The 26,547-nt window shown below is 45.2% G+C and carries 32 protein-coding genes and 1 pseudogene; 14 read left to right on the top strand and 19 right to left on the bottom strand.

Annotated elements, in window-relative coordinates; all coding sequences use genetic code 11:
- Positions 1-8: 8 nt before the first annotated feature.
- From J0L70_RS29305 to J0L70_RS29290, 4 genes and pseudogenes are all read left to right on the top strand, one after another.
- Positions 9-387: pseudogene (locus tag J0L70_RS29305) on the top strand (dienelactone hydrolase family protein).
- A gap of 345 nt (positions 388-732) precedes the next feature.
- On the top strand, positions 733-1,785 hold the full coding sequence (locus tag J0L70_RS29300) for a sulfonate ABC transporter substrate-binding protein (protein WP_287456918.1): 1,053 nt from the start codon (positions 733-735) through the stop codon (positions 1,783-1,785).
- 10 nt (positions 1,786-1,795) lie between these two features.
- Complete coding sequence (locus tag J0L70_RS29295) at positions 1,796-1,978, top strand: hypothetical protein (RefSeq protein ID WP_287456917.1); 183 nt, start codon at positions 1,796-1,798, stop codon at positions 1,976-1,978.
- An 88-nt stretch (positions 1,979-2,066) separates the two neighbouring features.
- The gene (locus J0L70_RS29290; protein ID WP_287456916.1) at positions 2,067-2,435 is read left to right on the top strand and encodes a P-loop NTPase; all 369 of its coding nucleotides are present in this window, start codon (positions 2,067-2,069) and stop codon (positions 2,433-2,435) included.
- On the opposite strand, the gene J0L70_RS29285 is transcribed toward J0L70_RS29290, so the two are convergent.
- From J0L70_RS29285 to J0L70_RS29275, 3 genes are all read right to left on the bottom strand, one after another.
- The gene (locus J0L70_RS29285; protein ID WP_017290825.1) at positions 2,415-2,672 is read right to left on the bottom strand and encodes a hypothetical protein; all 258 of its coding nucleotides are present in this window, start codon (positions 2,670-2,672) and stop codon (positions 2,415-2,417) included. The genes J0L70_RS29290 and J0L70_RS29285 overlap by 21 nt on opposite strands.
- A 274-nt stretch (positions 2,673-2,946) precedes the next feature.
- Positions 2,947-3,765, bottom strand: a complete 819-nt coding sequence (locus J0L70_RS29280; RefSeq protein WP_287456915.1) for a M15 family metallopeptidase — start codon at positions 3,763-3,765, stop codon at positions 2,947-2,949.
- A gap of 29 nt (positions 3,766-3,794) precedes the next feature.
- Positions 3,795-5,519, bottom strand: coding sequence for a serine/threonine protein kinase (locus tag J0L70_RS29275; RefSeq protein ID WP_287456914.1), 1,725 nt, complete (start codon positions 5,517-5,519; stop codon positions 3,795-3,797).
- Between the two features lie 389 nt (positions 5,520-5,908).
- Between J0L70_RS29275 and J0L70_RS29270 the strand changes: the two genes are divergently transcribed.
- On the top strand, positions 5,909-6,475 hold the full coding sequence (locus J0L70_RS29270; RefSeq protein ID WP_287456913.1) for a hypothetical protein: 567 nt from the start codon (positions 5,909-5,911) through the stop codon (positions 6,473-6,475).
- Between the two features lie 33 nt (positions 6,476-6,508).
- Positions 6,509-7,456 (top strand): hypothetical protein, encoded by a 948-nt coding sequence (locus J0L70_RS29265; protein WP_287456912.1) that lies wholly within the window; start codon positions 6,509-6,511, stop codon positions 7,454-7,456.
- A gap of 127 nt (positions 7,457-7,583) precedes the next feature.
- Here the strand turns inward: J0L70_RS29265 and ssuC are convergent, their stop codons facing one another.
- The 4 genes from ssuC to ssuE all read right to left on the bottom strand — a co-directional run bounded on the left by ssuC (position 7,584) and on the right by ssuE (position 11,432).
- Complete coding sequence (gene ssuC / locus J0L70_RS29260; RefSeq protein WP_287456910.1) at positions 7,584-8,396, bottom strand: aliphatic sulfonate ABC transporter permease SsuC; 813 nt, start codon at positions 8,394-8,396, stop codon at positions 7,584-7,586.
- A gap of 87 nt (positions 8,397-8,483) precedes the next feature.
- The gene (locus J0L70_RS29255) at positions 8,484-9,287 is read right to left on the bottom strand and encodes an ATP-binding cassette domain-containing protein (protein WP_287456908.1); all 804 of its coding nucleotides are present in this window, start codon (positions 9,285-9,287) and stop codon (positions 8,484-8,486) included.
- Positions 9,288-10,055: 768 nt separating this feature from the next.
- On the bottom strand, positions 10,056-10,409 hold the full coding sequence (locus tag J0L70_RS29250) for a uroporphyrinogen-III synthase (RefSeq protein ID WP_017290817.1): 354 nt from the start codon (positions 10,407-10,409) through the stop codon (positions 10,056-10,058).
- A gap of 459 nt (positions 10,410-10,868) precedes the next feature.
- The gene (gene ssuE / locus J0L70_RS29245; protein WP_268180008.1) at positions 10,869-11,432 is read right to left on the bottom strand and encodes an NADPH-dependent FMN reductase; all 564 of its coding nucleotides are present in this window, start codon (positions 11,430-11,432) and stop codon (positions 10,869-10,871) included.
- Between the two features lie 334 nt (positions 11,433-11,766).
- Between ssuE and J0L70_RS29240 the strand changes: the two genes are divergently transcribed.
- Positions 11,767-11,979 (top strand): hypothetical protein, encoded by a 213-nt coding sequence (locus J0L70_RS29240; RefSeq protein ID WP_287456907.1) that lies wholly within the window; start codon positions 11,767-11,769, stop codon positions 11,977-11,979.
- Between the two features lie 6 nt (positions 11,980-11,985).
- Here J0L70_RS29240 and J0L70_RS29235 read toward each other — a convergent pair whose 3' ends face one another.
- From J0L70_RS29235 to J0L70_RS29215, 5 genes are all read right to left on the bottom strand, one after another.
- Entirely contained in the window at positions 11,986-12,243 is a 258-nt protein-coding gene (locus J0L70_RS29235; RefSeq protein ID WP_017290814.1) for a hypothetical protein, read from the bottom strand.
- 138 nt (positions 12,244-12,381) lie between these two features.
- Positions 12,382-12,993 (bottom strand): hypothetical protein, encoded by a 612-nt coding sequence (locus tag J0L70_RS29230; RefSeq protein WP_287456906.1) that lies wholly within the window; start codon positions 12,991-12,993, stop codon positions 12,382-12,384.
- 174 nt (positions 12,994-13,167) lie between these two features.
- Positions 13,168-13,446 (bottom strand): helix-turn-helix domain-containing protein, encoded by a 279-nt coding sequence (locus J0L70_RS29225; protein ID WP_017290812.1) that lies wholly within the window; start codon positions 13,444-13,446, stop codon positions 13,168-13,170.
- Between the two features lie 184 nt (positions 13,447-13,630).
- The gene (locus J0L70_RS29220) at positions 13,631-14,254 is read right to left on the bottom strand and encodes an ATP synthase subunit B family protein (RefSeq protein WP_287456905.1); all 624 of its coding nucleotides are present in this window, start codon (positions 14,252-14,254) and stop codon (positions 13,631-13,633) included.
- 17 nt (positions 14,255-14,271) lie between these two features.
- Positions 14,272-14,928 (bottom strand): cadmium resistance transporter, encoded by a 657-nt coding sequence (locus J0L70_RS29215; RefSeq protein ID WP_190648327.1) that lies wholly within the window; start codon positions 14,926-14,928, stop codon positions 14,272-14,274.
- Positions 14,929-15,702: 774 nt separating this feature from the next.
- On the opposite strand from J0L70_RS29215, the gene J0L70_RS29210 reads away from it, so the two are divergent.
- Genes J0L70_RS29210 through J0L70_RS29180 form a run of 7 tightly spaced genes read left to right on the top strand, consistent with a single transcriptional unit; the run spans position 15,703 to position 21,019 of the window.
- Positions 15,703-17,160: an APC family permease gene (locus J0L70_RS29210; RefSeq protein ID WP_287456903.1), complete on the top strand. Its 1,458-nt coding sequence runs from the start codon at positions 15,703-15,705 to the stop codon at positions 17,158-17,160.
- Positions 17,161-17,919, top strand: a complete 759-nt coding sequence (locus tag J0L70_RS29205) for a cadmium resistance transporter (protein WP_287456901.1) — start codon at positions 17,161-17,163, stop codon at positions 17,917-17,919.
- Between the two features lie 16 nt (positions 17,920-17,935).
- Entirely contained in the window at positions 17,936-18,553 is a 618-nt protein-coding gene (locus tag J0L70_RS29200; RefSeq protein ID WP_287456900.1) for a hypothetical protein, read from the top strand.
- A 32-nt stretch (positions 18,554-18,585) separates the two neighbouring features.
- Entirely contained in the window at positions 18,586-18,999 is a 414-nt protein-coding gene (locus J0L70_RS29195) for a YidH family protein (RefSeq protein WP_017290806.1), read from the top strand.
- Between the two features lie 11 nt (positions 19,000-19,010).
- Positions 19,011-19,742: a phosphatase PAP2 family protein gene (locus J0L70_RS29190; RefSeq protein ID WP_287456899.1), complete on the top strand. Its 732-nt coding sequence runs from the start codon at positions 19,011-19,013 to the stop codon at positions 19,740-19,742.
- A gap of 14 nt (positions 19,743-19,756) precedes the next feature.
- On the top strand, positions 19,757-20,593 hold the full coding sequence (locus J0L70_RS29185; protein ID WP_287456898.1) for a sulfite exporter TauE/SafE family protein: 837 nt from the start codon (positions 19,757-19,759) through the stop codon (positions 20,591-20,593).
- A complete protein-coding gene (locus tag J0L70_RS29180; protein ID WP_017290803.1) occupies positions 20,594-21,019 on the top strand; it encodes a DUF1634 domain-containing protein in 426 nt (141 codons plus the stop codon).
- Here J0L70_RS29180 and J0L70_RS29175 read toward each other — a convergent pair.
- The 7 genes from J0L70_RS29175 to J0L70_RS29145 form a co-directional block, all read right to left on the bottom strand.
- The gene (locus tag J0L70_RS29175) at positions 21,016-21,813 is read right to left on the bottom strand and encodes a sulfite exporter TauE/SafE family protein (RefSeq protein ID WP_287456897.1); all 798 of its coding nucleotides are present in this window, start codon (positions 21,811-21,813) and stop codon (positions 21,016-21,018) included. The two genes, J0L70_RS29180 and J0L70_RS29175, sit on opposite strands and share 4 nt — an antisense overlap.
- Positions 21,814-21,818: 5 nt before the next feature.
- On the bottom strand, positions 21,819-22,244 hold the full coding sequence (locus tag J0L70_RS29170; RefSeq protein WP_287456896.1) for a DUF7980 family protein: 426 nt from the start codon (positions 22,242-22,244) through the stop codon (positions 21,819-21,821).
- Positions 22,245-22,507: 263 nt separating this feature from the next.
- The gene (locus tag J0L70_RS29165) at positions 22,508-22,972 is read right to left on the bottom strand and encodes an RrF2 family transcriptional regulator (RefSeq protein WP_017290800.1); all 465 of its coding nucleotides are present in this window, start codon (positions 22,970-22,972) and stop codon (positions 22,508-22,510) included.
- Between the two features lie 130 nt (positions 22,973-23,102).
- Positions 23,103-24,122 carry a sulfate/molybdate ABC transporter ATP-binding protein gene (locus J0L70_RS29160; RefSeq protein WP_017290799.1) on the bottom strand — a complete coding sequence of 340 codons (1,020 nt, stop codon included), beginning with the start codon at positions 24,120-24,122 and terminating at the stop codon, positions 23,103-23,105.
- A 148-nt stretch (positions 24,123-24,270) separates the two neighbouring features.
- Positions 24,271-25,134, bottom strand: a complete 864-nt coding sequence (gene cysW, locus J0L70_RS29155) for a sulfate ABC transporter permease subunit CysW (RefSeq protein WP_017290798.1) — start codon at positions 25,132-25,134, stop codon at positions 24,271-24,273.
- A 16-nt stretch (positions 25,135-25,150) separates the two neighbouring features.
- Positions 25,151-26,038, bottom strand: a complete 888-nt coding sequence (gene cysT, locus J0L70_RS29150) for a sulfate ABC transporter permease subunit CysT (protein ID WP_017290797.1) — start codon at positions 26,036-26,038, stop codon at positions 25,151-25,153.
- Between the two features lie 72 nt (positions 26,039-26,110).
- The coding region (locus J0L70_RS29145) for an extracellular solute-binding protein (RefSeq protein ID WP_287456894.1) at positions 26,111-26,547 on the bottom strand (437 nt) is incomplete at its 5' end.

Genomic DNA, 26,547 nt, shown 5'->3' with positions numbered 1-26,547 from the left:
TTTCCAAATTGAGTAACATTGAAGAAATTCGCTCGATCGTCGCTAAAGTTCCCGATGCTCAAGTGCTCTCTGATCTCGATGCTACAGTAGCCTGGGCAGTTAAATCTGGTCAAGGAGATAAGAGCCGACTCGCAGTAACAGGATTTTGCTGGGGATTTGACTGTTCCAGTTCTCGGACTCTATGGAGGACAAGATACAGGCATTCCGTTAGATACAGTTGAAACGCTGCGTAATCGCCTTAAATCGAGTTCTAGCAAATCTGAGATCATTGTTTACCCAGATGCGCCTCATGCATTCTTCGCTGACTATCGTCCTTCGTATCGTGAGGCAGAAGCAAAGGATGGTTGGCGACGCTTGCAAGCTTGGTTCAAACAACATGGAGTGTGATGGAGGAGCTAGAAATTTTGTGACCTAGTGCTTCTCCTCGAACCTAACGCGCCTCGATTCGACCTGCACAATTTACTCTAGTGCTGCGCGTGTGGCTTCAACTGAAGAAAGGATCGATTACGGCAATGCGCTATAAATACGATCGCTAAAAGATTAAAGAATCGTCATTATGGCGATTTTCTTAATCAGTGAACAAGTCTTGTCTTCCCAGAAGGATTTATGCAATACTGTTGAACCGAATCTACAATATCTCTACTGATTCACCGTAGATTCTGATTTAGCGAATATACCTGGACTACCGGGTATTGCGTATTACATCCTGTCATCTGTTTTAAGGAGTTAGCGGTGTTCACTCAGTTCAACGTGCGATCGTTTTTTCAGACATTGCCGAAGCGATTTAGACAGCAAGCTAAAAAATCGTTTACATTCTTGTTCACGATCGGATTGAGTTTAAGCTTGGTTGCAGCTTGTTCTTCCAATCCTTCAACCACGTCTGCGCCTTCAGGCAATACAGTAAGTCCAGTTGCAAATGTAGGGGCGATCAGAATCGGCTATCAGAAAGCCGCAACCATTCTGAGCTTATTAAAATCCAGAGGTGAGCTAGAAAAAGCGCTTGCTGGAGCAGGAGGTTCTGTGGCTTGGACAGAGTTTCCAGCAGGCCCGCCCATGCTAGAAGCGATGAATGCAGGCGCGATCGACTTTGGTTACACCGGGGAATCTCCACCTATCATTGCTCAAGCAGCAGGTACGCCCGTTCGATATGTGGCGTATGATCCTTGGAGTCCGAAAGCAGAAGCGATCGTCGTTCGCAAAGATTCTCCAATCCAGAAAATTCAGGATCTTAAAGGAAAGAAAGTTGCTTTTGCAAAAGGTTCCAATACAAATTATTTGGTGATCAGCGCTTTGCAGTCGGCTGGATTGAGCTATAGCGACATCACCCCAGCTTTTCTAACACCTGCGGATGCAAGAGCAGCATTTGAAGGTGGAAATGTAGACGCATGGGCAATTTGGGATCCGTATCTTGCGGTTGCAGAAGAATCAGCAGGAGCGAGAATCATTCAAGATGCGACTGGACTTGCGCCAAATCGGGGTTACTATCTCGCAGCTCAATCTTTTATTGAGAAACAGCCACAAGCTCTGAAAACATTGCTAGAGCAGGTCAAGAAAGTCAGCGACTTTGCAAAGAGCAATCTGTCAGAAGTTGCAAAATTCTTATCGCCTGAACTTGGGATTGATGCAGCTATTTTGGAAAAAGCGGAAAAACGTCGAGAGTATGGTGTACTGCCCTTGACAGATGAAGTGATTACTAAGCAACAAGCGATCGCGGATGCATTTCACGATATCAAGCTGATCCCTAAGAAAATTGCGGTGAAAGAAGCCGTTTCTAATGCACTGTGAGGAATTTTCAATGACAGACTCTATTCAAACTCAGTGGTTGCAGACAAATGTGCTGGTGATTGATGGTGGAACTGCCGGACCAATGGCAGGCCTCAAGGCGAAACAAGCAAATCCAGAACGAGATGTTTGCATTTATGCTCAACGATCGATTCAAAAAATTCAAGCTGTGATACAACCTGCTGCCAATACCTGATCAATCTCAAGAAGTTACACAATTACTCAAGCAAGTCATTGAACCAGATCTGAACAATGACATTGTAAGTTTAGGCATGGTGTAAAACTTGCGGATTGTAGATGATTACGTTTATCTACGGCTCTATGTGGATTGCCATCAGCACAATTTACAAGACCACATCCAAACGATCCTCTCTCGCCTAGAGTGGTGTAAGAAGGTTGATATTCAACTCTGCACAATTCCAGGCGTGAGAATAACGATCGCAGTTTCGAGCGGGAAAAGTGGCGTTGGCAAATCTACGATCGCGGTCAATCTTGCTGCTGCACTCAAACAACAAGGTGCGTCAGGTGGAGATGCCGGAACTCCGATTGCGATCGCATCCCCTAATTCCTCAGCAGGTCAGACTTTTATGCAACTTGAGCAAGGTTTCAAAGCAACGTTTCAGGAAAATAACTCATCGAAACAACTGCCGTAATTTTCGATGAAACAGCAACACAACTATACTTCCACCAGCCAAGAGAGCCACACCCAAAATTGTTCCATAGGCTTTCGTATGCCACCACAATCGACGCACCCAGTTCATCTCAGCTTTGACCCAGCTTGGTAATGAGCGACGTGCTGGAGCAAGCTTTAATACAGAACTAAGCGCGCGCTCTTCTACGGTAGGTAGGCTCACAGGAGAAGCAGGATCATAGTCAGTAGAAATCGTCATTTTTACCTCTGTCCAGGGGATATTAATCTAGCATAACTCGATAGATCTATCGTAGATTAAGTGTACGAATCAATTAGAAGCCTGTCAAGCCGTACTTTTTGGGATTCTGAAGGGGGTTGATCCAATCTGATAAGAAGATGGGAAATAGGGAGATAGGGTGAAGATCTGAAATGATGTCCCTGCTCCCTATCTCCCACTTCTCACAATTAATGCTCTTTTATCTCATTTAGGCTTGTGACTTCTCTGCAAGCTCTTTCATTCTCGTGTTCTTAAACTACTGAGGACGCTTTGCTGCTGCGAACACTTGTAGCGCTCTGGTACTTCTGACATAGCGCCAATGCCAAGGTTCATAGCTCACTCCTTGCCAGTTATTGGGCGGAAAAGATAACTCAAACCCGTACTGAACGGCATTCGCTGCTAACCATTGATAAGCACGAGTAGCTTCAAAACTAATCTTAAGATCACTCTCAGGAGATTGCTGATCGGCAATGTCGATCGCATATCCAGTATGGTGCTCGCTATGTCCAGGGGGCGCGCTCCACTTTGCTGCTTCTTCTTTGCTGCCTTTGCGCTCGATCTGGCGAGCAAATAGCTCTGCTTGAACTGAAACCTCGCGGAATCCGGAGAGTGGCATGAGTAAGACCCCCGAAGCCTTTGCCGCTTTTGCCATTTGGCGAAAGGCTTGAGCAGCTTCTATATCTAATCGTTCATCACGAGCGTAACCATCGCGCACATACTGACCCACAACTTCTAAGCGAATGGCATCATTTTCCGCATACGGCAGATGACCATAAGCCGTTTTTACCGTCACGGGGGCGGGATTGGGTTGCGAGAGAATGATAGCGGGTGGAGGTGGAACCGTTGGAACGGAAGATACACTCTTTTCACGCGGTAATGTAACCGCGATCGGAGGAGACTGTCTCTGAGGCGGCACTGAGAACTGAGGCTGAGAGGGCTGCACAACTTGAGTGGCAGGATCTGAAGAAGCCATCTTAGATTCAAGTCCTAACCCGACAAAGACAATAAACCCCGCACTTAGCACTGCGATCAACATAAATCGCAGCGATCGGGAAGACAGAAAAGATTGCCTCATTCAGACCTCTTTACACTCAAAGTTCATCACTAATCTCGTTGAATTAACTGTTCGGCAATCCAGCCTATCGCGCCAGAATTCGGGAAGTAGACTTTGTACCAGACATAGCCACCTGAATCATTTCCGATGTCGAGGATGCGAACCCGATCGCCTGTATAAGCAATGTGCGCTACACTATTGTCCGTTCCTGGCGCACTCCGAACGTTCTTGCTGCCCGGTTGCCCGACGATCGTGGCATTCGTGTCAGAAGACTGCGATTGTACGGGAGTTGAAACTGGAGCTTGAACAATCGGTCGATCTGGATTGACGAGTTGACCCGCAATCCATCCTGTACCGCCATCGGGTAACAGTATCTGATACCAAGGATGCCCATCTGAATTACGACTAGTCCCAATAATCCGAACGCGATCGCCGGGAATGCCTCGATACAACACACGGTCACTGGTTGTTGCTCCAGAGCGGATGTTCTTTGCGCCTGGTTCACCCACGATCGTGGCATTGGTATCGGTAACCTGAGTTAAAGCTGGAATGGTAGGTTGAGCCGGGGCTGCCGCAGTCGGAGAGGGTTTCGGTGAGCTTGCTGCACTCGGAGCAGGACTCGACGATGGACTGGGTGACGCAGAAGCAACGGGACTAGGAGAAGCAGATGGTTTGACTTCGGTTGAACCGCCTGGAATTTGACTTTTGAGCAACAAGGCTCCGCCTAGAATGCTGATACCGATGATGCCGCCAGTGATGACTGCTTTTTTCCATTCACTGCCTGGAGCTGAAGTAGGTGTCATTTGAGAGTGTGGAGATGAAAAGTTTGAGGTTGAATTAAATTGGGTGTGAGGAATGCTCGGAAGTGGTTGAGCTGCTGCAATCATGTTTGCAGGCTGCATATGACCAAACGGTAAAGTGCTGCTTCCTAATGCAAGAACTGCTGTGAGCATTTCTTCAGCCGAAGCGAACCGAGCAGCAGGATTAATGTGAATTGATCGGTTCAGTACTGCTGCGAATCCAGGGCTAATCATTGGAGCGTAATGCTGCCAGTGAATCTCTCCGGTGCGTGGATCAGAATCGAGATCTTGCGGTTGTCTACCTGTTAGTAAATAGATGGCGGTCATTCCCAAGCTGTAGAAATCGCTTGCATAAACGGGTCGTCCTGCAAGCTGCTCAGATGCCATGTAACCGGGAGTACCAACGACGATCGAATGTGAACTGTTCGTTTGAGAGTTGATGATTGCTCCCATTGTTTCTTTCACTGCGCCAAAGTCAATCAAGACTGGTTTACGATCGCTATTCCGCAGGATGATATTGTCCGGTTTGAGATCGCGGTGAATAATTTGATGACGGTGAATATGTGCGATCGCAGGCAGTATCCCACAGAGAATTTCTCGCACTGTTCCTTCGTTCAATATTCCTTCAGATTGGATTTTTTGAGTTAGGGTGACTCCATCAATCCATTCTTCAACTAGGTAGAAATGATTGCCTTCGACAAAGTTGGCATAGAGACGGGGAATTTGATCGTAGTTCTCGCCGAGTTTCTCTAGAACGGCAGCTTCGCGTTGAAAGCGTTCTTGCACCATTTGATGCACCTGTGGATTGTCGCTCACAGGTTTTAGCTGTTTTACAACACACTTTCGTGCCGAAGGCATCAGTGTATCTTCTACTAAATAGGTCATGCCAAAGCTACCATCGCCTAATACGCCTAAGACTTGATAGCGATTATTCAGAAGCGAAGGTGGTAACGTCGTTCTGTCGAGATTTAACATCGCGGTGATTCAGATAGAGAGAAATCGTCATGGAAATTCGTGCTTGAAGAGGGCTTTTGTCGAGTAGTGTTCCCCACTGAAAAAGCTAGATCACGAAAAAATATTGATCTCTAATCCAGAAAAACGGTGATTTTTGCAACGTAAAAGTGTTCGCCTAATTCGTGAACATATCGGGCAGTCCTGTCTTCCATCAGCGATCGCGATGAATTGATCTCCAGCGGTCGCGCAATTTCTCCTGGGTGGTTGGGTGTGGATTCTCAATCTTCAGACTCATTGCGGAACTTATCGTTTGGTCGGTGAATCCGATTCCGGACGACATACTCAACTCAAAAATTGCATGACCTCCTCAGCGTTAATCCTTAGACCTATTCAAAGATTTAAGTAAACCGATGACCGCTCAATCAAAACTCAGTCAAACCATGATCGATAACAGATTCAAAATGCACGATCGCATTCTTCTTGGAGTTGCCTTGATTGCAGGTATCATGATGGGCACACAACTACCGCTAGTCGCTCAACCTGTTCTGGGTCAAGCCTCATCTTCTGTTTCTCGATCAAACTTGCGATCGTACATTGGGCTAACTTATCGTCAGCTTCCAACCGGATTCAAAGATAACGGCGGTTGGGTAGTGAAAGGGGGACGATATCGGGCTGATTTCGTGCAGCGAGGAAACACCAGAATGATCTGGTTTACCAAGGTTCTCAAATGGGATCGCGGCGGGGCCGTTCCTGTGCAGGTGGTTGATGTCATGGAGCTACCAACATTTCCTAGATCACAAGAATTGCATTATGCGTTTTGTCGATTGGATGGCGTGAACGATCGAGAAATTTTTGCGATCGCAGAAGCAACCCATGACGATATTCGCACAACGATTTATCGAGCATGGAGAGCAAACACGAAGACTGAGAAAATTGAACCAATCAGCACAAAAGGAGTTGCCTGTCCACAGGTCTAAGTTGATTTTCTAGCTTTTCACGACATGACGATCATGAATTCTTACAAATTGATGCCGCTCGCTCTCATCGGATTGATTCAAGCTTGTAATGTAAGCACTCCCTCCTCAGTCGCAACACAATCTAGCTCCACACCTATTCCTAAATCTGCAACTGTTCCTCGATCGAATGAGCCAACCTCTGAAGCTCAAATTGCAAAACGCCCAAATCTACCTGCGTTCTGCGATCGATCTGAATATGAAACCTTTTTTGAGAAATTCGTTTTCGGCAAAGATGAACACGGTAACGATCTGCGGGCGATGTATACTGCCGATCGTATTGAAGTTCGAGACTATGACAATCCTGCGCAGGTGCTAGAAGTTCTGCGTCGCCAAGATGATGAATTTAGCATCAATTTAGTAGACACTCGCTGGGTTCAACTTGTGCCATCGAGTGTAGACAATAGCCCCTATACTAGGCTCAAGCTCGATATCGATCGAACAAGCGCAGATACATTCCGCGTGAACTATATCAAAGCACAGTACAGATACACCGGAGATGTCACCGGAACTGAGTCTGAAGAAATCGTGCAAACCTACGGAAATCCGGGTGCTTACATTTTTCAGCACCAAAATGGCTGTTGGAGGTTGACTCAAAAATTACAATCCACAAAGAACGTAACTTCGGCAGCTTCTCCAACCCATGTAAATACCTTGGGGCTAACTGAAAATATGCCTTACTCCGAAGCTCGTCAAAAACTAATCGATCAAGGCTGGCAACCGCATACTCAGGGCGATCCTCCTAACCGTCGTGAACAAGTTGTGAGAATGCTTTTAGAACGAGGTTATGTAGAAGTAAAAGATTGTTCTGGCACAGGTCAAGCACCCTGCCGCTTTGAGTTTGTCAACAATCATGGAGAATTACTGGTTGTGTCTACGATTCCCCAGGATAATCTCAATGCTGCAAGGGTTGTATGGCGCTGGTTTATTGAAGCGAAACCATAAAGGTAGTTGCTCAAATTGATTAACTATCAGATTTCGTCAATGCAGCATCTAAGATATAGCTTTTCAGCATAAAAAAAGCCCATCCAGTTATGCAGAGGTTGGATGGGCTTGGTGAGGCACTCGAAAGTTAAACGTTTTTGTAGTTTGGATTCCATCGGAGCCACGATCGCTCTAATGCTCTTGCGATCGCATCTGCTAATTTCCCAAACAATGCATAAAGCAAAATACTCAGAACGACAATATCTGTTTGCATAAATTCCCGCGCATTCATTGCCATGTAGCCGATGCCAGAATCCGCCGCGATCGTTTCTGCAACAATCAAAGTCAGCCACATAATTCCCAGTGAAAAACGTACCCCGACTAGAATCGAAGACATTGCACCTGGAAGGATAATCTTCCAAAACAATTGCAGTGGCTTCAAGCCATAGACCCGACCCATTTCAATCAATCCAGGATCAACATTGCGGATTCCATGAAATGTATTGAGGTAAATCGGAAATAGTACTCCTAACGATACTAAGAATAACCGTGCTTCATCGCCAATTCCAAACCACAAAATCACGAGTGGAAGCAATGCCAGGTTCGGAATCGTTCGTAGCATTTGCAAGGTTGTATCAAACAAGGTTTCTGAAATCGGAAACAAACCGTTGAGTACACCTAATATAAAGCCAATCCCGCCCCCAATAATGAATCCAGTGATCGCTCGTCTGGCACTGATTGTGATATGTTTCAGCAATTCACCAGATAGGATCAAATTCCACGCAGCTAGAAACACACTAGAAGGTGAAGGGAGTACTCTAGCTGGAATGATTCCAATCGAAGAGAGTACTTGCCACAGAATGAGAACTGCGATCGGAAATCCCCACGGTAACAACGCCCGAATTTGCGAGTTTCCTAATGACAATTTAAACGATTCTGTTCTTAGTGCTTGTTGACCCATAGAATTATTCTCGTTAAAGATACGATCAGTAGATTTCGATTCATCTGCGTTATTCAGCTTCAGGACTTAAGCAGCTTTTTTGTACATTCACTTCGCAATTGTTTCAAGTTGGGCAACTTCTGCTTTAGACCATTCTTGCTCGTGCTTTCCCAACACACGCTGTACTAGAGTTTCTACAGTCTTGGCAAAGACCGCATTTCCGCGCTGCCGAGGACGAGGTAAATCGACTGAAATATCTAGTGCAATTTGACCGTCTTCGATCAGAACTACACGATCAGCAAGGACTACTGCCTCTTCCACGTCATGCGTGATCAAGAATGCTGTAAATTTCTGCTCTTGCCATAGTCGTTCTAGTAAACTCTGCATTTCCACACGGGTTAAGGCATCTAAGGCTCCAAGAGGCTCATCGAGCAGTAATAGACGCGGCTCACTAACTAATGCTCTAGCAAGGGAAACCCGCTGCTGTTGCCCACCGGATAGAACAGCAGGCCATTCTTTTCCACGATCGCCGAGTCCAACTGAGACTAATCCTTCTCTGGCTTTCTGTCTCGAAGTTGTATGAGACTTATGCTTCGTGGCAATCAGTCCGAGTTCGACATTATCAATGACGCGTTGCCAAGGCAGTAGACGCGAATCCTGGAACATCATCCGCACATCGGAATTGAGGTGTTGTGAGCGTTGTCCATCCAGTAGTACATTTCCTTCTGTTGGAGGAACTAAGCTAGAGATGAGGCGCAATAAGGTACTTTTACCACAGCCACTTCGACCGACGATCGCGACAAATTGCCCTGGTAATACTTCGAGATCAATGCCTCGTAAAACTTCTTGAGAATGGAATGATTTTCTCAGGTTTTCAAGCTTGAGATGAATTCCATGATGTGCTGATGTCATTCAAATCTCCCGGAATAGTTCAACAAAAAAAGACTCATGATGAAAGATGTACTGGTCTCACTGAAATGGCTTGGGTCGGTAATTTGGCGATAAGAAGTTGCTTAATTCTTGAAACCACTGTAAGTTGGTAGAGATATTGTAGTTTCTCTTTTTTAACTCTTCCACATTTGCGCTAGGAAGATGAGTATACTGTGTTACAAATCCTTGAAGTTTTTTAGCTTTGTGCAATTAGTCTGAATGGATCTGCCGTTGTTTGACTCCTTCAAGCCTTTTTGGCAAACTCGTTTGAGCTAGAAGTTCAGGCTTTCTATTTACTGTGCTGTCTTGATCCTGGAGTCTTGAGCCAAGCAAGAATGGTGTGATTGCAAGCTTACTGATGATTGAAGTTGTAGCAGCTCTCTCTGGTCGTCAGTTGCTTCATCTGTGGCGAAAATTCAATTCAGAATTTGAAGCGGGTATGTCTGTGAGTGCTGATCGAGATGAGTGAGCGATCGCATTGAATCGGTTCAAACTGCATCATTTATCATTCTGAATCAGGCTGATGTGGAGATGATCGCCTCAATGTTGGACTCAGAATCTTCTGGGATTAAGCGGTCGAGATGAAAAAAAATTGCTGATTTGTATGTGGGATTTCGGTGTGCTCGATCTAAGAGCGAATTCCACACGAGAGAATCAAAAAGACTTGCTTTTGCGCTTTAGATTTGAGATGTTTTTAGGCAAGGCTTGAGCGTTTGCTGACCGAAATCCCAACATAGATTCTTCAATGAACTAGCTACCAGAAGAAAGTAGATTTCTCTGCAAAATATCTTGAAATTCGACTTGAACGATATTGATATAGCCCGGATCATTCAAAGCGCTTGAAGGAACTAGATTGTTCTGGATTCCGGCTTGAATGAGTGCCTCAGGCGTAATGGTGCCAGTTGCGATCGCTTGCACTAAGTCTGATCCAGAAGGAATTCCTTGATTTTGAAGATAACCTTGCCGAGCAAGATGCACGAGCGTGATCGGTGGAGTTTGATTAATACTCTGGGCGAAACTGGGAGATGAGATCGCGATCGCACCTGCTGAACTTATAATGAGTGATAGTGCTGTAGCACACCATTTGCCAAAAACAGGCTTCATAATTTGTCTCCTAATCGTCGAGATAAACACAAACAGAAATGTGCCGCTCAAGGTGGAATATCCCCGAACGGGCTAACTAGCTAAGAACAATCGATCAAAGAAAAGCCTCAAGCAATTTCAGACAATTCTTCGGTCTATCTTTGGAATACTCTAATCAGTAATCCAAATCCCTCTGTCATGAGTGCTATTTAATTTTGCTAACTTGAATGTATACGGGGAGACTAATAAAAGCAAATACTTCTGATTGTTAGAATGATAAGTAGAAGTGATGCTCATTAAAAAGCGATCGCTAGCTTTAAGTTAGCGATCACACGTCGTTTGATATTGTTTCTTAAGGATTAATGCTGCCCAGGATGTTGTATTCGTGTTTGAGCAATTATTATATTCAGTAGAGAAAGCAGCAGATGAAAAGGAGTAGATTCACCTGCTACCAATAAGCTAGGAGAACACCGTCTAGCTTTAACTGATATGAGCTAGCACTTGAGGAGTCGTTGCACTTTGAATCGCAACAATCAACTCTTGCAATGACTGTTCCAAGCGTTGCTCAATTTCTTCGTCAAGTTGCAGCGATCCGTCAGGCTGTCGCTGAATTTGCTTATCGACTGCGTAAACTGTGCTGATGAAGTGACGCGCTCCAAGTTCAGATAAAACAGGCTTCAACGCATATTCTATCGACAGCAGATGAGCGATCGTTCCTCCGGTTGCAATTGGCAGGACAATTTTATCAACGAGCGCTTTCTGAGGCAGTAAATCTAAAAATGCTTTCAGAACGCCTGTATAAGACGCTTTGTAGATTGGAGTCGAAATAATAATGCCTGCTGCTTTTTCAAGCAAGGCTTTCGGTTCTTCCAAAGCTGGACTGTCATATTGTCCAAATGCGAGTACTTCCGCAGGCAGATCGCGGACGGAGAGGATTTTTGTCTCAATCGAAGCTGATTCTAGCCGTTGAGTCGCTGTTTCCAAGAGACTGTAGGTTCTTGATGGATGAGAGGGACTTCCCGCGATCGCTAAAACATAAGTCATCCGATTAACTCCTTAATTTAATAATCTACGATAAATTGGTCGATTTATCAGACTATGCAACTTAGGAAGCTAGTATTTCACAGATCAAAATTTGACAAAAGTACTTCTGATACAAATTCTGAAAATCTAGATGGACTCACAAAACAGTTCTTGTCAAGCACTGGAGTTGGTGCAGTGGCGTAAGTTGATTCAGCGGTAACAAGAGCCTGCGGAGAAACTTCGATTTCTTTTGTAATTCATCACTTTTATTGATGATTTTAAGAGAAAAGAATATTTGCTGTTATGAACTGGAATGTCTACAGTGAAATTGTAAGTTAATTAATGATGACATTGTATGTTTGAGCATTTAAGAGAACGCCGTTATCAAGAGGGACAACGCGATCGTGATGCTGGCTCTCTCCCCAAGCGACAAGATTCGACCTATCTAGAAGGCTATCTGAAAGGTAGATCTGGAGGACTCGATGAAATTGTTCAGTACTTTTCAACGGTTGAGGCATTTCTGAAATGGCGCAATCAGCATTCCGACTCTGCGTTCTTTCCCAAATAATGCTACCTAACCGAGTTCTGGTAATTGAACATTCTCGACGAGCCGAATCAATTCCTGGGGCAAATGAGTGATCTCACTCCAGAGTTGATTCGGGCTGATGCCAAGCAAATATTGCAAGCCTAGAACGATCGCAATAATCGTTAAAATTAATCCTGCTCCGCTATTCAAAATCCTAAAAACGAGTTTCAGCAGCAAAAACGAGACAACGATCGCCGCAATCACTACCAGAGTGTGCGAATTTGCCACAGTTAATAGATCGTTCATACTTCGATAGCGGTAAAGTGTTAAGTCTCTGATTGTAAGCTAATTTGTGGCGAGAGTTCGGATTCAAGGGCAGTTTAGTGAAAGCTCTGAAAACTACCCCGAAAACTACTCCGAAAACTACCCCACGTCAAAGCGAAATCAGTCATCGAGCGGTTCAGCAGACAATGAACTCGGAATTCGAGAATCGATGAACGCTTGAGAGATGTTCGGAATTGACATTTTTTCGGCTGGCGTATCTGCTATAGGTGGAACATTGAACACGATTTCTCCAGTCTCAGAGTTGCGTTTTGCAACGAGTCGAGTCCCATCCATAATTTTGAACACTGAAGGCTTGGTCGAGTCACTTTCTGCTGACTTGGTTCCGCTCGGTAAGTAAATGCCACTGCAATCCCATCCGTCAGGTGTGGTTTGTCCATCTGCAAGAAAGTAGAGGGTGTCCGCAGACTTTGATGATTCGCCGGGTGCAGAACCGTAGATTGCGAGGGTGCTTCCAGTTTCGTTGCTGCACTGTCCCCATGTAATTCCTGATGCGATCGCAGCTTTCTGAATTTTTAATTCATCAATTTGTTGCTTGAGTGCTGGCGTTGCGCCGTCGGATTCTTGCTCTTGCAAGAGACGATCAAGCGTTTTTGTGACTTCAATGTAGTCTGCGTTTTTAGTTGCTTTTGGTCGATCTGCCCAAGACGGAGATGCGATCGCAAAGTTCACGAGTAAGATAGCTACGAACAGCGCAATTTTGAAGAGCTTCATACTGTTGATCCTATTGATGAAAAGATTGTAACCAAAGCACAGAAATCAAGGCTCACAGACTGTTGTGCTGTGCTTTAGCTGGCATGTCTTCACTATAGTGAAGGGATTTTATAGAATCAAATGCTCTTATTTGTGGAAATGATAATTCTAAGTGATGCAAGACGAGCGCTTCTGCTAAAAAGTGGTTGAGGATCTTTTTCTGAGATTGCGACGCTTTTCTGAGAGTGAGATCGAGCCTAATCGATTGTATCGACCTGCAAGTTTCCGCACCCAGTCTGTCGAATATCCGAGCATTGCAGCGACTTGTTCTACAGTCATCGGTTCAGTAGGATGGCTCAAGAGTTGAATCGCAGTCCAATAATTCTTAGCTTTTGAATCTTGGCAAGTTTCCAGGCAGTGTATTATCTCTGCATAAGTGAGATGAGGAGCAATCTGGATGCGAGGGCGGGGCATGGGTAGAACTGCTCTGTAGAGCTAGGCTTAATGTTCTCTAAGATACTCCTTCAATCTAGGGTACATCATTGATAACAGCAAATATTCTTAGCTATTAAATCAATCACTAGATTTGATTGAAAAAAAGCAAAAACAGCGATCGTTATAAGATGAACGATCGCCGTCAAATCAAAAAACTCGCTGCTTAATCTAAGATTTCTTGACTCGCGGGATTGGCATCAATCTGCGCCTGTGTCCAGTTTGGAATTGCCCATGCTACTTCACCTGCATGGAATTGTTTTGCAGGAAGAACATTAAATTCGATCGCACCCGTTTGAAAATTCGTGCTAGTGACTAACTGAGTGCCATCTACAATCTTGAAGGCAATCGGTGTGGTTAGAGGTTGGCTTGGTTCAGTCGGATTTGTTGCAACGATTGTACCCGTTGGTAAATAGACACCATCGCAATCCCAATCATCGTCAGTGATTTTGCCAGGTTCTAAGAAGTAAATCGAAGTCGGGGTTTTCTTGGGAAGATTGGCATAGACTGCTAGCTTATGATTGGTAGCATTTCGACATTGTGCCCGCTTCGATGCTGTTCGGATAATTTGCTGCTGAATTTGCAGAGCTGCTAATCTTTGCTGCAAAGCTTCTTGAGTGTAGCCGAGTTGTTCGGGAGTATTTTGTGCTTGTAGCAGTTGAGTCATTTCTTGGGTGACTTCAGTATAGTCAGCACCTTTCGTGAAATCTTTGCCAGCCCAAGAAGGAGGGGCGATCGCAAAGTTCATCAATACTATCAAGCCAACCAATACGAGTCTGAGAAATTTCATGACGTTCTCCTGAATGACTAAGGAAATAACAATTGGTAAGAGCCGTTATCCATCACGATCCGTAGCCCGATCCACATCAAGACAAAGGGGAAAACTTTTCGAGCATACCGAGCAATCACAAACGCGATCGCAGGTTGGCGCGTCAGATGGTAAGAAAGGAAACACCAGAGTCCAATCGTTGCGTAACAGATACTCACAATCACGCTTAATCTAGGCAGCGTACTCGTCGCGAATAGCGGAACATAGATGCCAATATTGTTACCGCCGTTTGCGATCGTCACCGCAGACACTCGATAGGTTTGCGGGTCTTTCAGCGTTGCCCAGAAAGATTTTTGTGGTGTTCGTCTTGCTTGAGGTGTTTTGAGACTGCTAGAGACAGTGTGAACTACGTCGTCATCTTCTTCGTGCTTGAGCAGTTGACTCGCTCCGATTGCGATCGGCAAAAAGCCGAGTAGTCCAAGCAATTGCTCAGAGATGACTAACCCTCCCAAAAAACCAACGAGGCTCACTCCGATTAGTGCTGTAAATCCTAGATACTCACCGATGACCACATGACGAGGGCAGAAAGTCCGATTCACTTTGCCGAAAAAGATCGTTAAATACAAGTTGTCGTCAAACGTTGTTGCAAATGCCACTGCTGTTCCGGTCATTAACGTTCCTTCTAGCCAGTTCATGATTGATCCTCATTGTTCAAGCTCTCGGTTTCCAACACTCTTTTGTCAAAGAAGCTTCGTGTCTACCAAAATCCGAGGCGAAAAGCTTTTGTAATGACTACAGAATATTTGCTCTGTTCGATAGAGACAAATAGTATTCCTTGTCAAATCGATAAATTCAAATAATTAAAATGAGGAAATGACTTGTACTCTGCTGCAAATCGAGACGATTGGACTCTGTAAAGCTGGCTGAATTGTATTCGATGTGATTAGTCTGCACCATTTCCTGATTGAGCAGAATCGTGCAATTCTAATCTCAACTATAGTATTGAAAAGCCAAAGAATCTGTCTTTTAGAGATAGTTAAGATTTCTATTAATGGAAGATCAGTAATGTTCAGTATATTTTTAATCAAAAATTCCCATAATCTGATCGGAATTGGAGCAAAACTCGCAGGAAAATTGACGATTTTTCAACAGAAAATGTCGCTAAAAAATCCTCGTAAAACGATGGGATTATGAGAAAAGTTAAAGGGACGATTAATGAAATTAATGGCTGAAAATGTTTTCCCGTAAGGATTCTAGATCTGATTCTTTTAGAATCTTTCAATTTGTTAATTTCAAAACAATTATTTCTAATCACTTGAAGTTATCGTTTTAAGAAATAAGAATATTTGCTTCCATAGACAGAGCGCGAATACAGTGAATACAGTTTGTGTGAAATAATTTCTGGCTAGAAAGACTGAGAAGCTTGAAATACAACACTCAATTTCAAGCGCTAAAAGAGGAGTTTTTACATGACAGCTGAGGTTCCAATTAGTCCAAGTTTGCATGGCTTGAAACGAGAATGTCTTTCTTATAGCGAGGTTTTAGCTCAATCGATCGCAGTCATTGCTCCTACAACTACGCCTGCAGCAAATCTGGCTTTGATCTATGCGGTGGCTGGAAATGGAACATGGTTAAGCTTTCTACTGGGTTTGGTTGGCTTAGTCTTTGTCAGTATCAATATCAATCAGTTTGCTCGACGATCTGCTTCTCCGGGATCGCTCTATACCTACATTGCGACTGGCTTAGGGACATCGGCAGGTGTGCTTTGTGGTTTGGGGTTAATTCTGGCGTATCTTTTCACGGGGATGGCTGTTCTCTGCGGCTTTGCGAATTTTGGACAAGTCTTGTTCGCACATCTAGGGATTCAAACTCATGTGTTGACATTGTTTGCCGTGGGTACAGCGATCGCTTGGTATGCTGCGCATAAAGACGTTCAACTTTCAGCAAAAGCATTGCTTTGGTTAGAAGGAATTTCGATTGGCTTAATTGCACTGCTAGGCGTGTTGATTTGGAGTCATCAAGGATTCGCGATCGATTGGCATCAACTGACGCTCAAAGATGCTACTCCGGGCGGAATTTCGATGGGGATTGTCCTCGTTGTATTTGGCTTTTCAGGATTTGAAAGCGCAACCTCCCTGGGCGATGAAGCTCAGAAGCCGCTTAAGAATATCCCAAAAGCAGTGATGCGGAGCACTGTGCAAACTGGAATCTTCTTCATCGTCATGGCATACATTGAAGTTTTGGGTTTCAATGGAAGCTCTGCAAATTTGGCTCAGAGTGAGGAACCCTTGAGTTTCCTAGCAGAGCAAGCAGGAGTCGGTTTTTTGGGGAGCTTCATTAGTCTAGGAGCATGGTTGAGCTTTTTTGCTTGCATTCTCGCTGCGATTAATCCGGCGGCAAGAGTGATGTTTCTCATGGCGCGACACGGTGTATTTCATGATGCCTTAGGTGAAGCGCACGAAGAGAATTTGACTCCGCATACTGCTGTTGCGCTGTGTGCTTTGGTCACATTTCTAGTTCCCGCATCTATGAATCTGTTCGGACTCAAGACATTTGAAAGTATGGGTTATCTGGGCACGATTTGTACTTACGGATTCTTGTTGGTCTATATCTTGGTGTCGATCGCGGCTCCAATCTATCTGCATCGATTACAGCAGCTTCGGTTTCAAGATGTGGTCTTCTCGGTGCTGGGGGTTGGCTTCATGATGCTGCCGGTTGTCGGCACGATCGGAGTTCCGGGTAGCACGCTTTTTCCGGCTCCAGAAGCACCTGCGAATGTCTTCCCTTATCTATTTGCCTTGTATCTTGCTGTCGGCTTTGGATGGTTTGTGGTGCAACGGGTTCGGACTCCACATCTAGTCAAATACATGGAGCGATCGATTCATGCGATCCATTCCAATCATGCTAATTCAACAGAGCGAAATTAAATGATGAATGACTTTATCACTGCAATTCCAAAAGGTCTAGCTGCCTTTACTGCGACAAATTTAGACGACATTTTGATTCTGATATTGTTCTTCTCTCAGGTCAATGGAATATTTCGACGAAGGCATATTGTCAGTGGGCAGTATCTAGGATTTGCTGCTCTCGTATTTGCGAGCTTACCCAGTTTTTTCGGAACGGTATTGTTTCCGCGACCTTGGATCGGATTGTTGGGGTTAGTTCCGATTGCGATCGGTGTGAATCGGTTGCTCAATTCTGTTGAAGAAGAAACCGAAGAAGAACTCTCTGAACAGTCTGAGACTTCTTGGTTTAATAATTTTCTTTCTCCTCAAACTTATAGCGTCGCAGCTGTCACTTTCGCTAATGGCGGGGACAATATCGGAATCTATGTTCCTTTGTTTGCGAGTGCGACCTGGGAAAGCTTGCTAGCAATTCTCGCTGTGTTTTTCTCAATGGTAGGAGTCTGGTGCTATGCTGCATATTGTTTAACCTGCTTGCCGGGAGTCGCTCAAACTCTAACTCGCTACGGAAATCAACTTGTACCTTTTGTGCTGCTCGGACTAGGGGTGTTAATTCTGATTGATAGTCATACCCTTGAAGACCGAGGACTTGCAGTGTTAGCGTTAGTCATCAGCTGCATGGGATTAATTCATCTGCTGCGGCTGGCGAAAGCTACATCCTCTAAAGCTTTACTAGAAAAAATTCCAGCGCTCTATCCCTCCGTAAAAGCTGACGAAAATTGAGATGAGGAAAACGACCATGAACGGTTTTAGAATTATCGTAGTGACACTTGTGCTATTGCTTAATTTGGTTGGAGTTTCACCTGCCTGGGCTGATCTGCCAAAGCTCACAGGTACGCCAGAGTATGCTGAAGTGACGCAAGCGATCGCAAATCTTATCCAAGCTAAAGCATCTCCCGAAGAATCTGATTTAACGCCGGTTGAAATTGAGCAAAAGCTAGGAGCATTAAATCTTCAAAAGTACATTCTAGAGACGGCATCGCACTATTCCCAGTGTCGCAACTCGACAGGAAGTACGATCGCAGTTTTCGCCCATAAAGCAAAGAAAACTCCACAATCACCGAGCGCGCTCTACTATCTAGCCAATGGCGAAATGACAGAGGATGAATGGAGTTGTGATGGTGTGTATTTACCAACAGGAACAAAGTTAGCTGGACTATCAGAAGTGACTGAACCGACTGTTGCTCAATTTGTGAGTGGAACGCGACTCAACGCAATGGTAAATGCTCAAGGAGAGCTAGAATTTAATCTTGCTCCTTCAAAATTTGCGAAATCGAGTGATGGTGTCTTACCGATTCCAGATTTAACTGTAGCAACAATACAGGCAAGCCTTCCGAATGCTCCAATTGAAGATTAGTACCCAAAGACGGGAATTCGAGGAGTGAATCCATGACGATCGAAGTAGAAACTCAATCTCCACCCAAGAAACTCAATCCCAATCGTATCCGAGATCATCTAGCGAATGAGCGGACGTATCTCGCTTGGATGCGGAGCGGGGTTGCTTTGATGGGGTTTGGTGTGCTGATTGTTCGTCTGCGAGTTCTCCGTCCACCGATCGCACCTCAACCTCCGGGTGCAGGCTGGCAGCTAGGGCTGGCTTTTTCTATTGTTGGGCTGCTAGCAGTATTGCTCTCAACTCAGCATTATTTTGCAGTTCGGAACGATATTGAGGAGGACACCTATGAACCTCCGGATCGATGGGTGATTCTGTCTAGTTTGACCGTCGCACTCTTGGGGCTTGGGGTGATCTACTATGTCTTCACGGTGCCGTTAGACTGGCTGAATTCTGTTTTGATTGAGTAGCAATTGGGTCAATGTTCAATCTAGAGAATCGTTTTCAATCTTTTTTGAAGCTATTTCAAAAGCTTCTCATCGTTCACTGGCAAACCTTACTATTATTGTTTGTCGGAGTCGGGTTGCCGCTGTTGATTTTTGAGCAACTTGCAATCATCGTTTGGCAAAACGGTGGTTTTGTTTGGGATCGTTTCATCTTACTGAGTATTCATCAAACCGCACAGCCAGGGTTAGATACTTTTGCGAAAACGATTACACCGCTCGGTGTTAAGAAAGGAGTCGTTCCAGCGACGATCGCAATTGCAGTGATCATGCTCTATCGGAAAAGATGGCGATCGCTGACTTATCTATTACTTGCAGTTGGTGGGACTGGAGTGATTAACCTGATTGCGAAAGCGCTCTTTCATCGAGATCGCCCTGCTCTGTGGGAGGCTGCTGCTCATGCTGGTTTTTCTTTTCCGAGTGGGCATGCGATGTCGAGCATGAGTTTTATTGCCGCCTTAGTCATTCTCACTTGGGGGACTCGGTGGTGCTGGCTGATTGCAACCCTTGGAAGCGGGTTTGTTGTGGCGATCGGGTGGACTCGCCTTTATCTAGGGGTTCACTTTCCAAGCGATATTTTGGCAGGCTGGATGGTGTCGCTGGCTTGGGTGATTGGAGTAAACTTAATCATTCGACCGCACCTGAAGCCTGAAAACTTGGAACCCCCTTCAGAAGAAACCTCGCTGATGCCGGAAGAATTACAAACCTAAAAGGATGACACAACTTGAATATCCTAGAATTTTCATTACTAGTTTGGTTGGGTTCATTCACTGCTGGATTCCTGGGAGCACTAACAGGATTGGGCGGTGGGGTTGTGCTTGTCCCGCTTTTAACGTCAGTGTTTGGGGTTGATATTCGCTATGCGATCGGGGCTTCTCTTGTCTCTGTGATCGCGACTTCTTCTGCGGCTGCTTCAACTTACATTAAGCAGGGGCTTACGAACTTGCGCTTAGGCATGTTTCTAGAGGTCGCAACGGTGATTGGGGCGTTAGTGGGTGCTTTGATTGGAGCCTTTATTTCAGTTAAGGCGTTAACTGTCGTCTTAGCGGCAACCTTACTTTATTCTGCTTACTTAGCTCAACAGCCGCGACCTGATTTTTTTGAACATCAAGACTCTGATCCGTTAGCTGTACAACTGAAATTAAATGGAACTTGTCCAACTCCTCAAGGTGAGATGAGCTATGAAGCGCAGTCGGTTCCGGTTGGGTTCAGCGTGATGATGGTTGCAGGCGTTTTGTCTGGATTGTTAGGAATTGGATCGGGTGGATTCAAGGTGCTTGCAATGGATCAAGCGATGCGGCTCCCGTTCAAAGTTTCGACGACGACCAGTAACTTTATGATCGGCGTGACGGCTGCTGCTTCGGCAGGTGTCTATCTGGCGCGAGGGTATATTGATCCGGGTCTATCCATGCCTGTGATGCTAGGAGTATTTCCTGGTGCATTGCTCGGTGCGAAAGTTTTAGTTGGTGCTAAAACTCGATTATTAAGAATTCTCTTTAGCCTAGTTTTGATGGCAATGGCATTTAAGATGGTGTACAACAGTTTGGCTGGAGGGATGTAGATGTACAAGGATCTGATAGCTCGATCGAATTCCTCAAGCGATGAAACGCTGGATCGATCGCAAGAAGCAAAACTAGAACTTTGGATCAGCAATCTACTGCGCTATGGTGTGCAACTCTCTAGCTTGATTGTATTAGTTGGTGGAATTTTGTATTTGATTCATCATCATGCTGAACCTGTTGATTATCGGGTTTTTCAGGGTGAACCTGCGATCTATCGCTCTCCGAGTGGTGTCGTTCAAGCACTGCTTGAAGGGCATCGTCGCGGCATCATTCAACTCGGATTACTCGTCTTAATTGCAACTCCCATTCTTCGAGTCTTGCTTTCTCTGGTGACATTTCTCAGATGGAGAGATTATACGTATGCTGCAATTACGTTTTTAGTTTTATCTGGCTTGATTTATAGCTTTGTGGGTGCGTACTTTTAAGCGGAATGCGCCAGCTTCCAACTCACCATGACGAGCATCAGATAAATCACAAATCTAAGCGGGCGTTGGGGTGTCAATTTGCAGAGTTTTGCACCCACGATCACACCTGGAACTGATCCGATCCAAATCGGCAAGACTAAGTGCCAATCTACAGTTCCTAGAGTCAGATGTCCGATCGAAGTAAATGTCAATAAAATTGCTGCTTGAGCCAGATCCGTTCCGACTAATTTTTGGGCATCTAGCTGAAAGAATGCAATCAGCACGAGTGCGAACATCGAACCCGATGAAACGCTCGTCATCCCGACAATGTAGCCGAGAATTGCGCCCAGTGAGATCGCGCTCATTCGACCTGTCTGCGTCTCTAAATCTAACTTGGGCAAAGTGGGCAGTTCCCACGCTGGTGCAAAGGTCATGAGTAAAAGTTGAACTAATGCGGTTGCTGTCACGAGCAAAATCGCATAGCCAATCAGATGCAAGAGTATCGAATCTAAATTTACTTCGCCAAATTGCCGCAACCAGTGCAATGTTGCAACTCCTAAGAGCGAGCCAGGCACACTTCCGAATGCTAACCAGCGAACGGCACCTAGATCTAATGTTTTCTGTCGCCAATGTTTGACACCGCCGATGACTTTCATCAATGTTGCAGCGACAACATCCGAACTGACCGCAACAGAAGCAGGGACTTGAAACACAAAAATCAGCATTGGGGTAATCAGTGAAGCGCCACCGATTCCAGTCAGTCCCACAACAATGCCAACCCCGAAGCTAAAGCAAGAGAGTAATAAATAATTCATCTCGGTTATTCTCCTTTGACTCTTGGTAGTAAAGAAGCAAGATCAAAGGAACCTTCTAAAAGCGAAGTCGGAATCTCAAGAATCTGAAATTGAATCAGCGCGATCGCAAGAACGGTAAATGCAGTCGAAGAAACTACACCCCACAACAGGTCTTTCTTTAGATTACGGTCTTGATTTTGAAAAACTTCGATCGCACCCACTTGCATCAGCAAAATTCCGACGAGATTCGAGAGCCAATAACCCGCGATCGTGCCGCCCAAGAACCAATCTGAAGAAAGCTTACTCAATACATATCCAAATCCATATGCGACGGGCAGATTAAAAATCAAATCGTTCCACCAGCACAGCGGCGACAGTAACCAACCCAGTGCAAAAAGTAGACCTCCTCGAATTCTTTTCCAGGTGATTCTTTGAAATCCGGCTTGACTCACAGTATCCTGCTCCCTATTACCTAAATCTTGATAGACTTACCGTATTTTAACAGAACATTGTCACAAGGACGAAAAATTTAGTTTTGTACAAAATATGAGCATGAAAGAAATACCCCTCGGTATTCTCATGCAAACGAGGTGCAGCGATTGAAGCTAGCTCTCAAAATTTAGAAAATCGAAACATTGCTTTTGCAGCAGAAGATTTTGTCTCAGCAGAACGGTGTGCATCCTGAGAACAAAATCCTATTCTATGTCTTTGATAGCTAAATGTAGTACATCGGATTGCCACGCTGGTTCTCATCCCACTCTCGGTAGAGATCTTCTAGCGTAATGCCCGTGAGAAATTTTTGAGAGAGTGTATTGAGGCTCTGCCAAACGTTATAAACAATTTGCCGCTCTAAATTTGGCGTAACCTCTAATTCTCTGGGTTTGCGCTCTCCATCCACGAACGCAACGATTTCAAATAAAGTAATTTCTTTTGCATCGCGTGCAAGAACATAGCCACCTCTAGACCCTCGATAGCTGCGGACGAGTCCCCCACGCCGGAGAATCGTCATAATCTGTTCTAAATAGCGCTCAGGAATAGAATGTTTTGAAGCAATTTCTGTAATCGTGAGCGGCGCATAACTTCGATTTGCATGACCCACAAGTTCTAAGAGTGTCAGCAATGCATACTCAATCCTAGAAGTCAGTTCTATAGGAGTATAGCTAGAGAGATCTGATTGCATTCAAACACTCGGTAGATTGACTCGTTTTGTATCGTAAAACTGTTAGTCCTAAAAGTAGAGCAGTCTTTCTCTCTGCTTCCTGGGGCACCATCGCAAGAGAGAAAGGCAGTTGGATTCGTCTTTGCTCAAGCTAGCTCAGTGCGTAGGCTGGAAATGTCTTCACAACTTTCGGCTTAATGTAGATGCGTTGTTGCGGCTCTAGGCTGAGTTGATTAAAACGATCGCGGCTCAGATTCGCAGTCACTAATTCCCCAGATTCAAGTCGGATTTCAACGACAATTTCCCAACCTAAGTGGATCACGCGATCGACCTGGGCTGAAACTGATTCTGAGGACGGGATTAGCTCGATATCAATGTCATGCGGACGCAAGAACACGCGATCGGAATCTAAAATCTTGTTGCCGTCGTTGGGTAAAATGCCTGCACGAGCAGGAACCACATTGACTGGACCAATAAAGCTCATGACAAACGCAGAAGCAGGATGATCATAGATATCCGTTGCAGTTCCGACTTGCTCAATTCGACCGCGATTCATCACCACGATTTCATCTGCAACTTCCATTGCTTCTTCTTGATCGTGAGTGACAAATACTGTGGTAACATTCACGTCCTTGTGTAACCGTCGGAGCCAAGCTCGCAGTTCTTTTCTGACTTTGGCATCGAGCGCTCCAAAAGGTTCATCGAGTAGCAATACTTGCGGTTGTACGGCTAAAGCTCTTGCGAGTGCAACCCGTTGGCGTTGTCCGCCAGAGAGTTGAGACGGATAGCGATCGCCAAATCCTTGTAGCTGAACTAGCTCTAGGAGTTCTTCTACGCGCTCCTTAATTTTTGCTTTGGGCTTCTTGCGAATATCCAATGCAAATGCAATATTTTCTCGAATCGTCAAATGCTTGAACAGTGCATAGTGCTGAAACACAAAGCCAATATTGCGATCCTGGACTGATTGATATGTCGCATCGCGACCAATTAATGCAATCCGTCCTTCATCTGGGGTTTCTAATCCTGCTATCATGCGCAAGAGCGTTGATTTACCTGACCCAGAAGGTCCTAATAATGCAACGAGAGAGCCAGTTTTGATGCTTAAGTTGACTTGATCAACCGCATGAAACGAGCCATAGTGCTTGGAAACGTTTTGTACTTCAATACCCACGGTGCCTCAATCCTCCAGAGAAGTTTTCCCTGCATTCTACGGTTTATCCATAGAATAACAGTATATTAGTCAGGTTCGGGTTTTCTTTGTAACGTTGAACACATATTTTCAGGGTTAGGAAAAACTTGTCTGCTCTGTGCCATCACTGCTATTCCACTTCTTTGATGCGCGTCTTTCGTTCCATGATCTCTTTCAGTACCAAAGTAACGACCGCAAGCAAGGCTAGCAATACGGCTGCTGAGTAAGCTGATTCTGTTTCATATTGTTTGTAGGCTTCTTCTACAAACAACGGTAAACTTTGCGTTTTTCCAGCTAAGTTACCTGACACAACCGAGACCGCTCCAAATTCGCCCATTGCTCTAGCATTGGTCAGGATAATTCCATAGAGCAATCCCCACCGAATACTCGGCAGTGTGACCCGCCAGAATGTCTGCCAACCATTTGCACCCAAGGTTTTTGCCGCTTCTTCTTGATCGGCTCCCGCTTCTTCTAGAACTGGGATCACTTCTCTTGCCACAAAAGGCATACTCACAAACATCGTTGCAAGTAGCATTCCCGGAAAAGCAAACACAATCCGAATATCGTTGGCTTGTAACCATGTTCCGAACCAACCGAGTCGCCCATACAGCAAGACGATCATCAAACCTGCGACAACGGGAGAAATTGCAAACGGTAGGTCAATGATGCTCAGTAACAAGGTGCGTCCTCGGAACTGTTTGCGAGCCAGTGCCCAAGCAGTACAGAGTCCAAAAACTGTATTGAGCGGAACTGCGATCGCGGCTAGCATCACAGTTAACTTAATCGCGTGAATAAAATTCGGCTGTGTCAAGTTCGAGAGAAATGGTGCAACACCTCCCTTAAACGCCTGGTAAAAAACATTGATGGCAGGAATGTATAGGATTAGCCCCAGGTAGGCAATACCGATACCAATGAGTAGAATTGGAACCCAACTTTTTTGTTGCGTTGTTTTTCTTGTTTGAGCTGAACGTGGAGCATCCGCGATCGTCGTCATTGTTTTAATCTCCTAACTAATGCCCAGGCATTCTGCTAGATCCTGTGTCGTAGCGTCTTCCCCAATTTTGCAAGACGTTGAGTGCAAGCAAGATCAAGAGCGAAATCATCAATAGAACCATGCCGATCACTGTTGCTCCAGCGTAGTCATATTGTTCTAAACGCTGGAAAATCAGGATCGGTGCAATCAAATCGCGAAAAGGAGTGTTCGATGAAATGATGACAGTTGAGCCATATTCACCTACAGCGCGTGAGAACCCTAGCGCAACTCCAGTTAAAATTGCTGGAAACAAGGGCGGCAGAACAACTCGTTGAAAAGTCTGCCAAGGTGAAGCTCCTAAACTCCAAGCTGCCTCTTCGACTTCTTTTTCTATTTCTGAGAGAACGGGCTGCACTGTGCGAATTACAAATGGTAATGAGATAAAGAGCATCGCGATCCCAACGCCAACCCGAGTAAAGGCAACCTTGATTCCAAATGGGGCAAGTAATGAACCAAGCCAGCCATTTTCGCTATAGACCGTTGCTAAGGTTAGACCTGCAACTGCGGTCGGTAAAGCGAAAGGTAAGTCAACGGAAGCATCGACTAACCGCTTCAGTGGAAAGTCATATCGCACTAAGATCCAAGCGATCAGGGTTCCAAAGAATCCATTAATCAATGCAGCAACTAATGAAGTCGTAAAAGTAATGTCATAAGTAGAAAGCGCAATTGGACTCGTCGCAATCCGCCAAAACTCCGCAGGACCGACTGTTGCAGATTTTAATAGCATTGCTACAACCGGAATGAAAAGCATCACGGTCAAATATGACAGCATGATCCGCCATGTCCACGGCATCTGAACGATCGATCGTCCCCACGCTTTCCAAATCGGTCCTTTTCGAGAGGGCACTTGAGCAGAAGAAGCCATACAGTACTCCAAATAAAACCAGAAAGTTAGAGCCGCAGAGATTGAATGTTCTTGCTGCGGCTCTATTTATGCCTAACGTTTGATCGAAGCTTGGACTTGGTCGAAGACCGCTCCATCGTCAAAGAACTTCTTCTGTGCTTGGCTCCACCCGCCATACTCCTGAATCGTGCCCAAGGTCTTCACCGCCGGGTACTTGTCCGTATTTTCTTTCGTCTTCACCGGGGCACCATCCAACGGTCGGAAGCCTAACTTGACGAATTCAGCTTGTGCTTCCGGGGTGTACAAATACTGCACAAATGCCTCTGCAACTTCCCGCGTGCCATGCTTATCCACGTTCTTATCAATCACCGAAATCGGAATATCGATCGACACATTTGGATCCGGCACGACATATTCCAGCTTTTCCCCCTTTTGCTGTGCCAGAATCACTTCATTCTCATAGTTGATCAAGGCATCGCCTTGTCCCTGCTTGGAAAATGCGTCAGTCGATTCGCGGGCATCTTTTGCCA

The organism is Leptolyngbya sp. UWPOB_LEPTO1 (genome assembly GCF_017302695.1).
Lineage (GTDB): Bacteria > Cyanobacteriota > Cyanobacteriia > Leptolyngbyales > Leptolyngbyaceae > Leptolyngbya > Leptolyngbya boryana.
This window is presented reverse-complemented; position numbering and strand designations above follow the sequence as displayed.

Coding starts and splice junctions, on each gene's coding strand:
- J0L70_RS29295 (WP_287456917.1), top strand. CDS start 1,796: ATGACAGACTCTATTCAAACTCAGTGGTTGCAGACAAATGTGCTGGTG.
- J0L70_RS29285 (WP_017290825.1), bottom strand. CDS start 2,672: ATGACGATTTCTACTGACTATGATCCTGCTTCTCCTGTGAGCCTACCT.
- J0L70_RS29280 (WP_287456915.1), bottom strand. CDS start 3,765: ATGAGGCAATCTTTTCTGTCTTCCCGATCGCTGCGATTTATGTTGATC.
- J0L70_RS29275 (WP_287456914.1), bottom strand. CDS start 5,519: ATGTTAAATCTCGACAGAACGACGTTACCACCTTCGCTTCTGAATAAT.
- J0L70_RS29270 (WP_287456913.1), top strand. CDS start 5,909: ATGACCGCTCAATCAAAACTCAGTCAAACCATGATCGATAACAGATTC.
- J0L70_RS29265 (WP_287456912.1), top strand. CDS start 6,509: ATGAATTCTTACAAATTGATGCCGCTCGCTCTCATCGGATTGATTCAA.
- ssuC (WP_287456910.1), bottom strand. CDS start 8,396: ATGGGTCAACAAGCACTAAGAACAGAATCGTTTAAATTGTCATTAGGA.
- J0L70_RS29255 (WP_287456908.1), bottom strand. CDS start 9,287: ATGACATCAGCACATCATGGAATTCATCTCAAGCTTGAAAACCTGAGA.
- J0L70_RS29250 (WP_017290817.1), bottom strand. CDS start 10,409: ATGAAGCCTGTTTTTGGCAAATGGTGTGCTACAGCACTATCACTCATT.
- ssuE (WP_268180008.1), bottom strand. CDS start 11,432: ATGACTTATGTTTTAGCGATCGCGGGAAGTCCCTCTCATCCATCAAGA.
- J0L70_RS29240 (WP_287456907.1), top strand. CDS start 11,767: ATGTTTGAGCATTTAAGAGAACGCCGTTATCAAGAGGGACAACGCGAT.
- J0L70_RS29235 (WP_017290814.1), bottom strand. CDS start 12,243: ATGAACGATCTATTAACTGTGGCAAATTCGCACACTCTGGTAGTGATT.
- J0L70_RS29230 (WP_287456906.1), bottom strand. CDS start 12,993: ATGAAGCTCTTCAAAATTGCGCTGTTCGTAGCTATCTTACTCGTGAAC.
- J0L70_RS29225 (WP_017290812.1), bottom strand. CDS start 13,446: ATGCCCCGCCCTCGCATCCAGATTGCTCCTCATCTCACTTATGCAGAG.
- J0L70_RS29220 (WP_287456905.1), bottom strand. CDS start 14,254: ATGAAATTTCTCAGACTCGTATTGGTTGGCTTGATAGTATTGATGAAC.
- J0L70_RS29215 (WP_190648327.1), bottom strand. CDS start 14,928: ATGAACTGGCTAGAAGGAACGTTAATGACCGGAACAGCAGTGGCATTT.
- J0L70_RS29210 (WP_287456903.1), top strand. CDS start 15,703: ATGACAGCTGAGGTTCCAATTAGTCCAAGTTTGCATGGCTTGAAACGA.
- J0L70_RS29205 (WP_287456901.1), top strand. CDS start 17,161: ATGATGAATGACTTTATCACTGCAATTCCAAAAGGTCTAGCTGCCTTT.
- J0L70_RS29200 (WP_287456900.1), top strand. CDS start 17,936: ATGAACGGTTTTAGAATTATCGTAGTGACACTTGTGCTATTGCTTAAT.
- J0L70_RS29195 (WP_017290806.1), top strand. CDS start 18,586: ATGACGATCGAAGTAGAAACTCAATCTCCACCCAAGAAACTCAATCCC.
- J0L70_RS29190 (WP_287456899.1), top strand. CDS start 19,011: ATGTTCAATCTAGAGAATCGTTTTCAATCTTTTTTGAAGCTATTTCAA.
- J0L70_RS29180 (WP_017290803.1), top strand. CDS start 20,594: ATGTACAAGGATCTGATAGCTCGATCGAATTCCTCAAGCGATGAAACG.
- J0L70_RS29175 (WP_287456897.1), bottom strand. CDS start 21,813: ATGAATTATTTATTACTCTCTTGCTTTAGCTTCGGGGTTGGCATTGTT.
- J0L70_RS29165 (WP_017290800.1), bottom strand. CDS start 22,972: ATGCAATCAGATCTCTCTAGCTATACTCCTATAGAACTGACTTCTAGG.
- cysW (WP_017290798.1), bottom strand. CDS start 25,134: ATGACGACGATCGCGGATGCTCCACGTTCAGCTCAAACAAGAAAAACA.
- cysT (WP_017290797.1), bottom strand. CDS start 26,038: ATGGCTTCTTCTGCTCAAGTGCCCTCTCGAAAAGGACCGATTTGGAAA.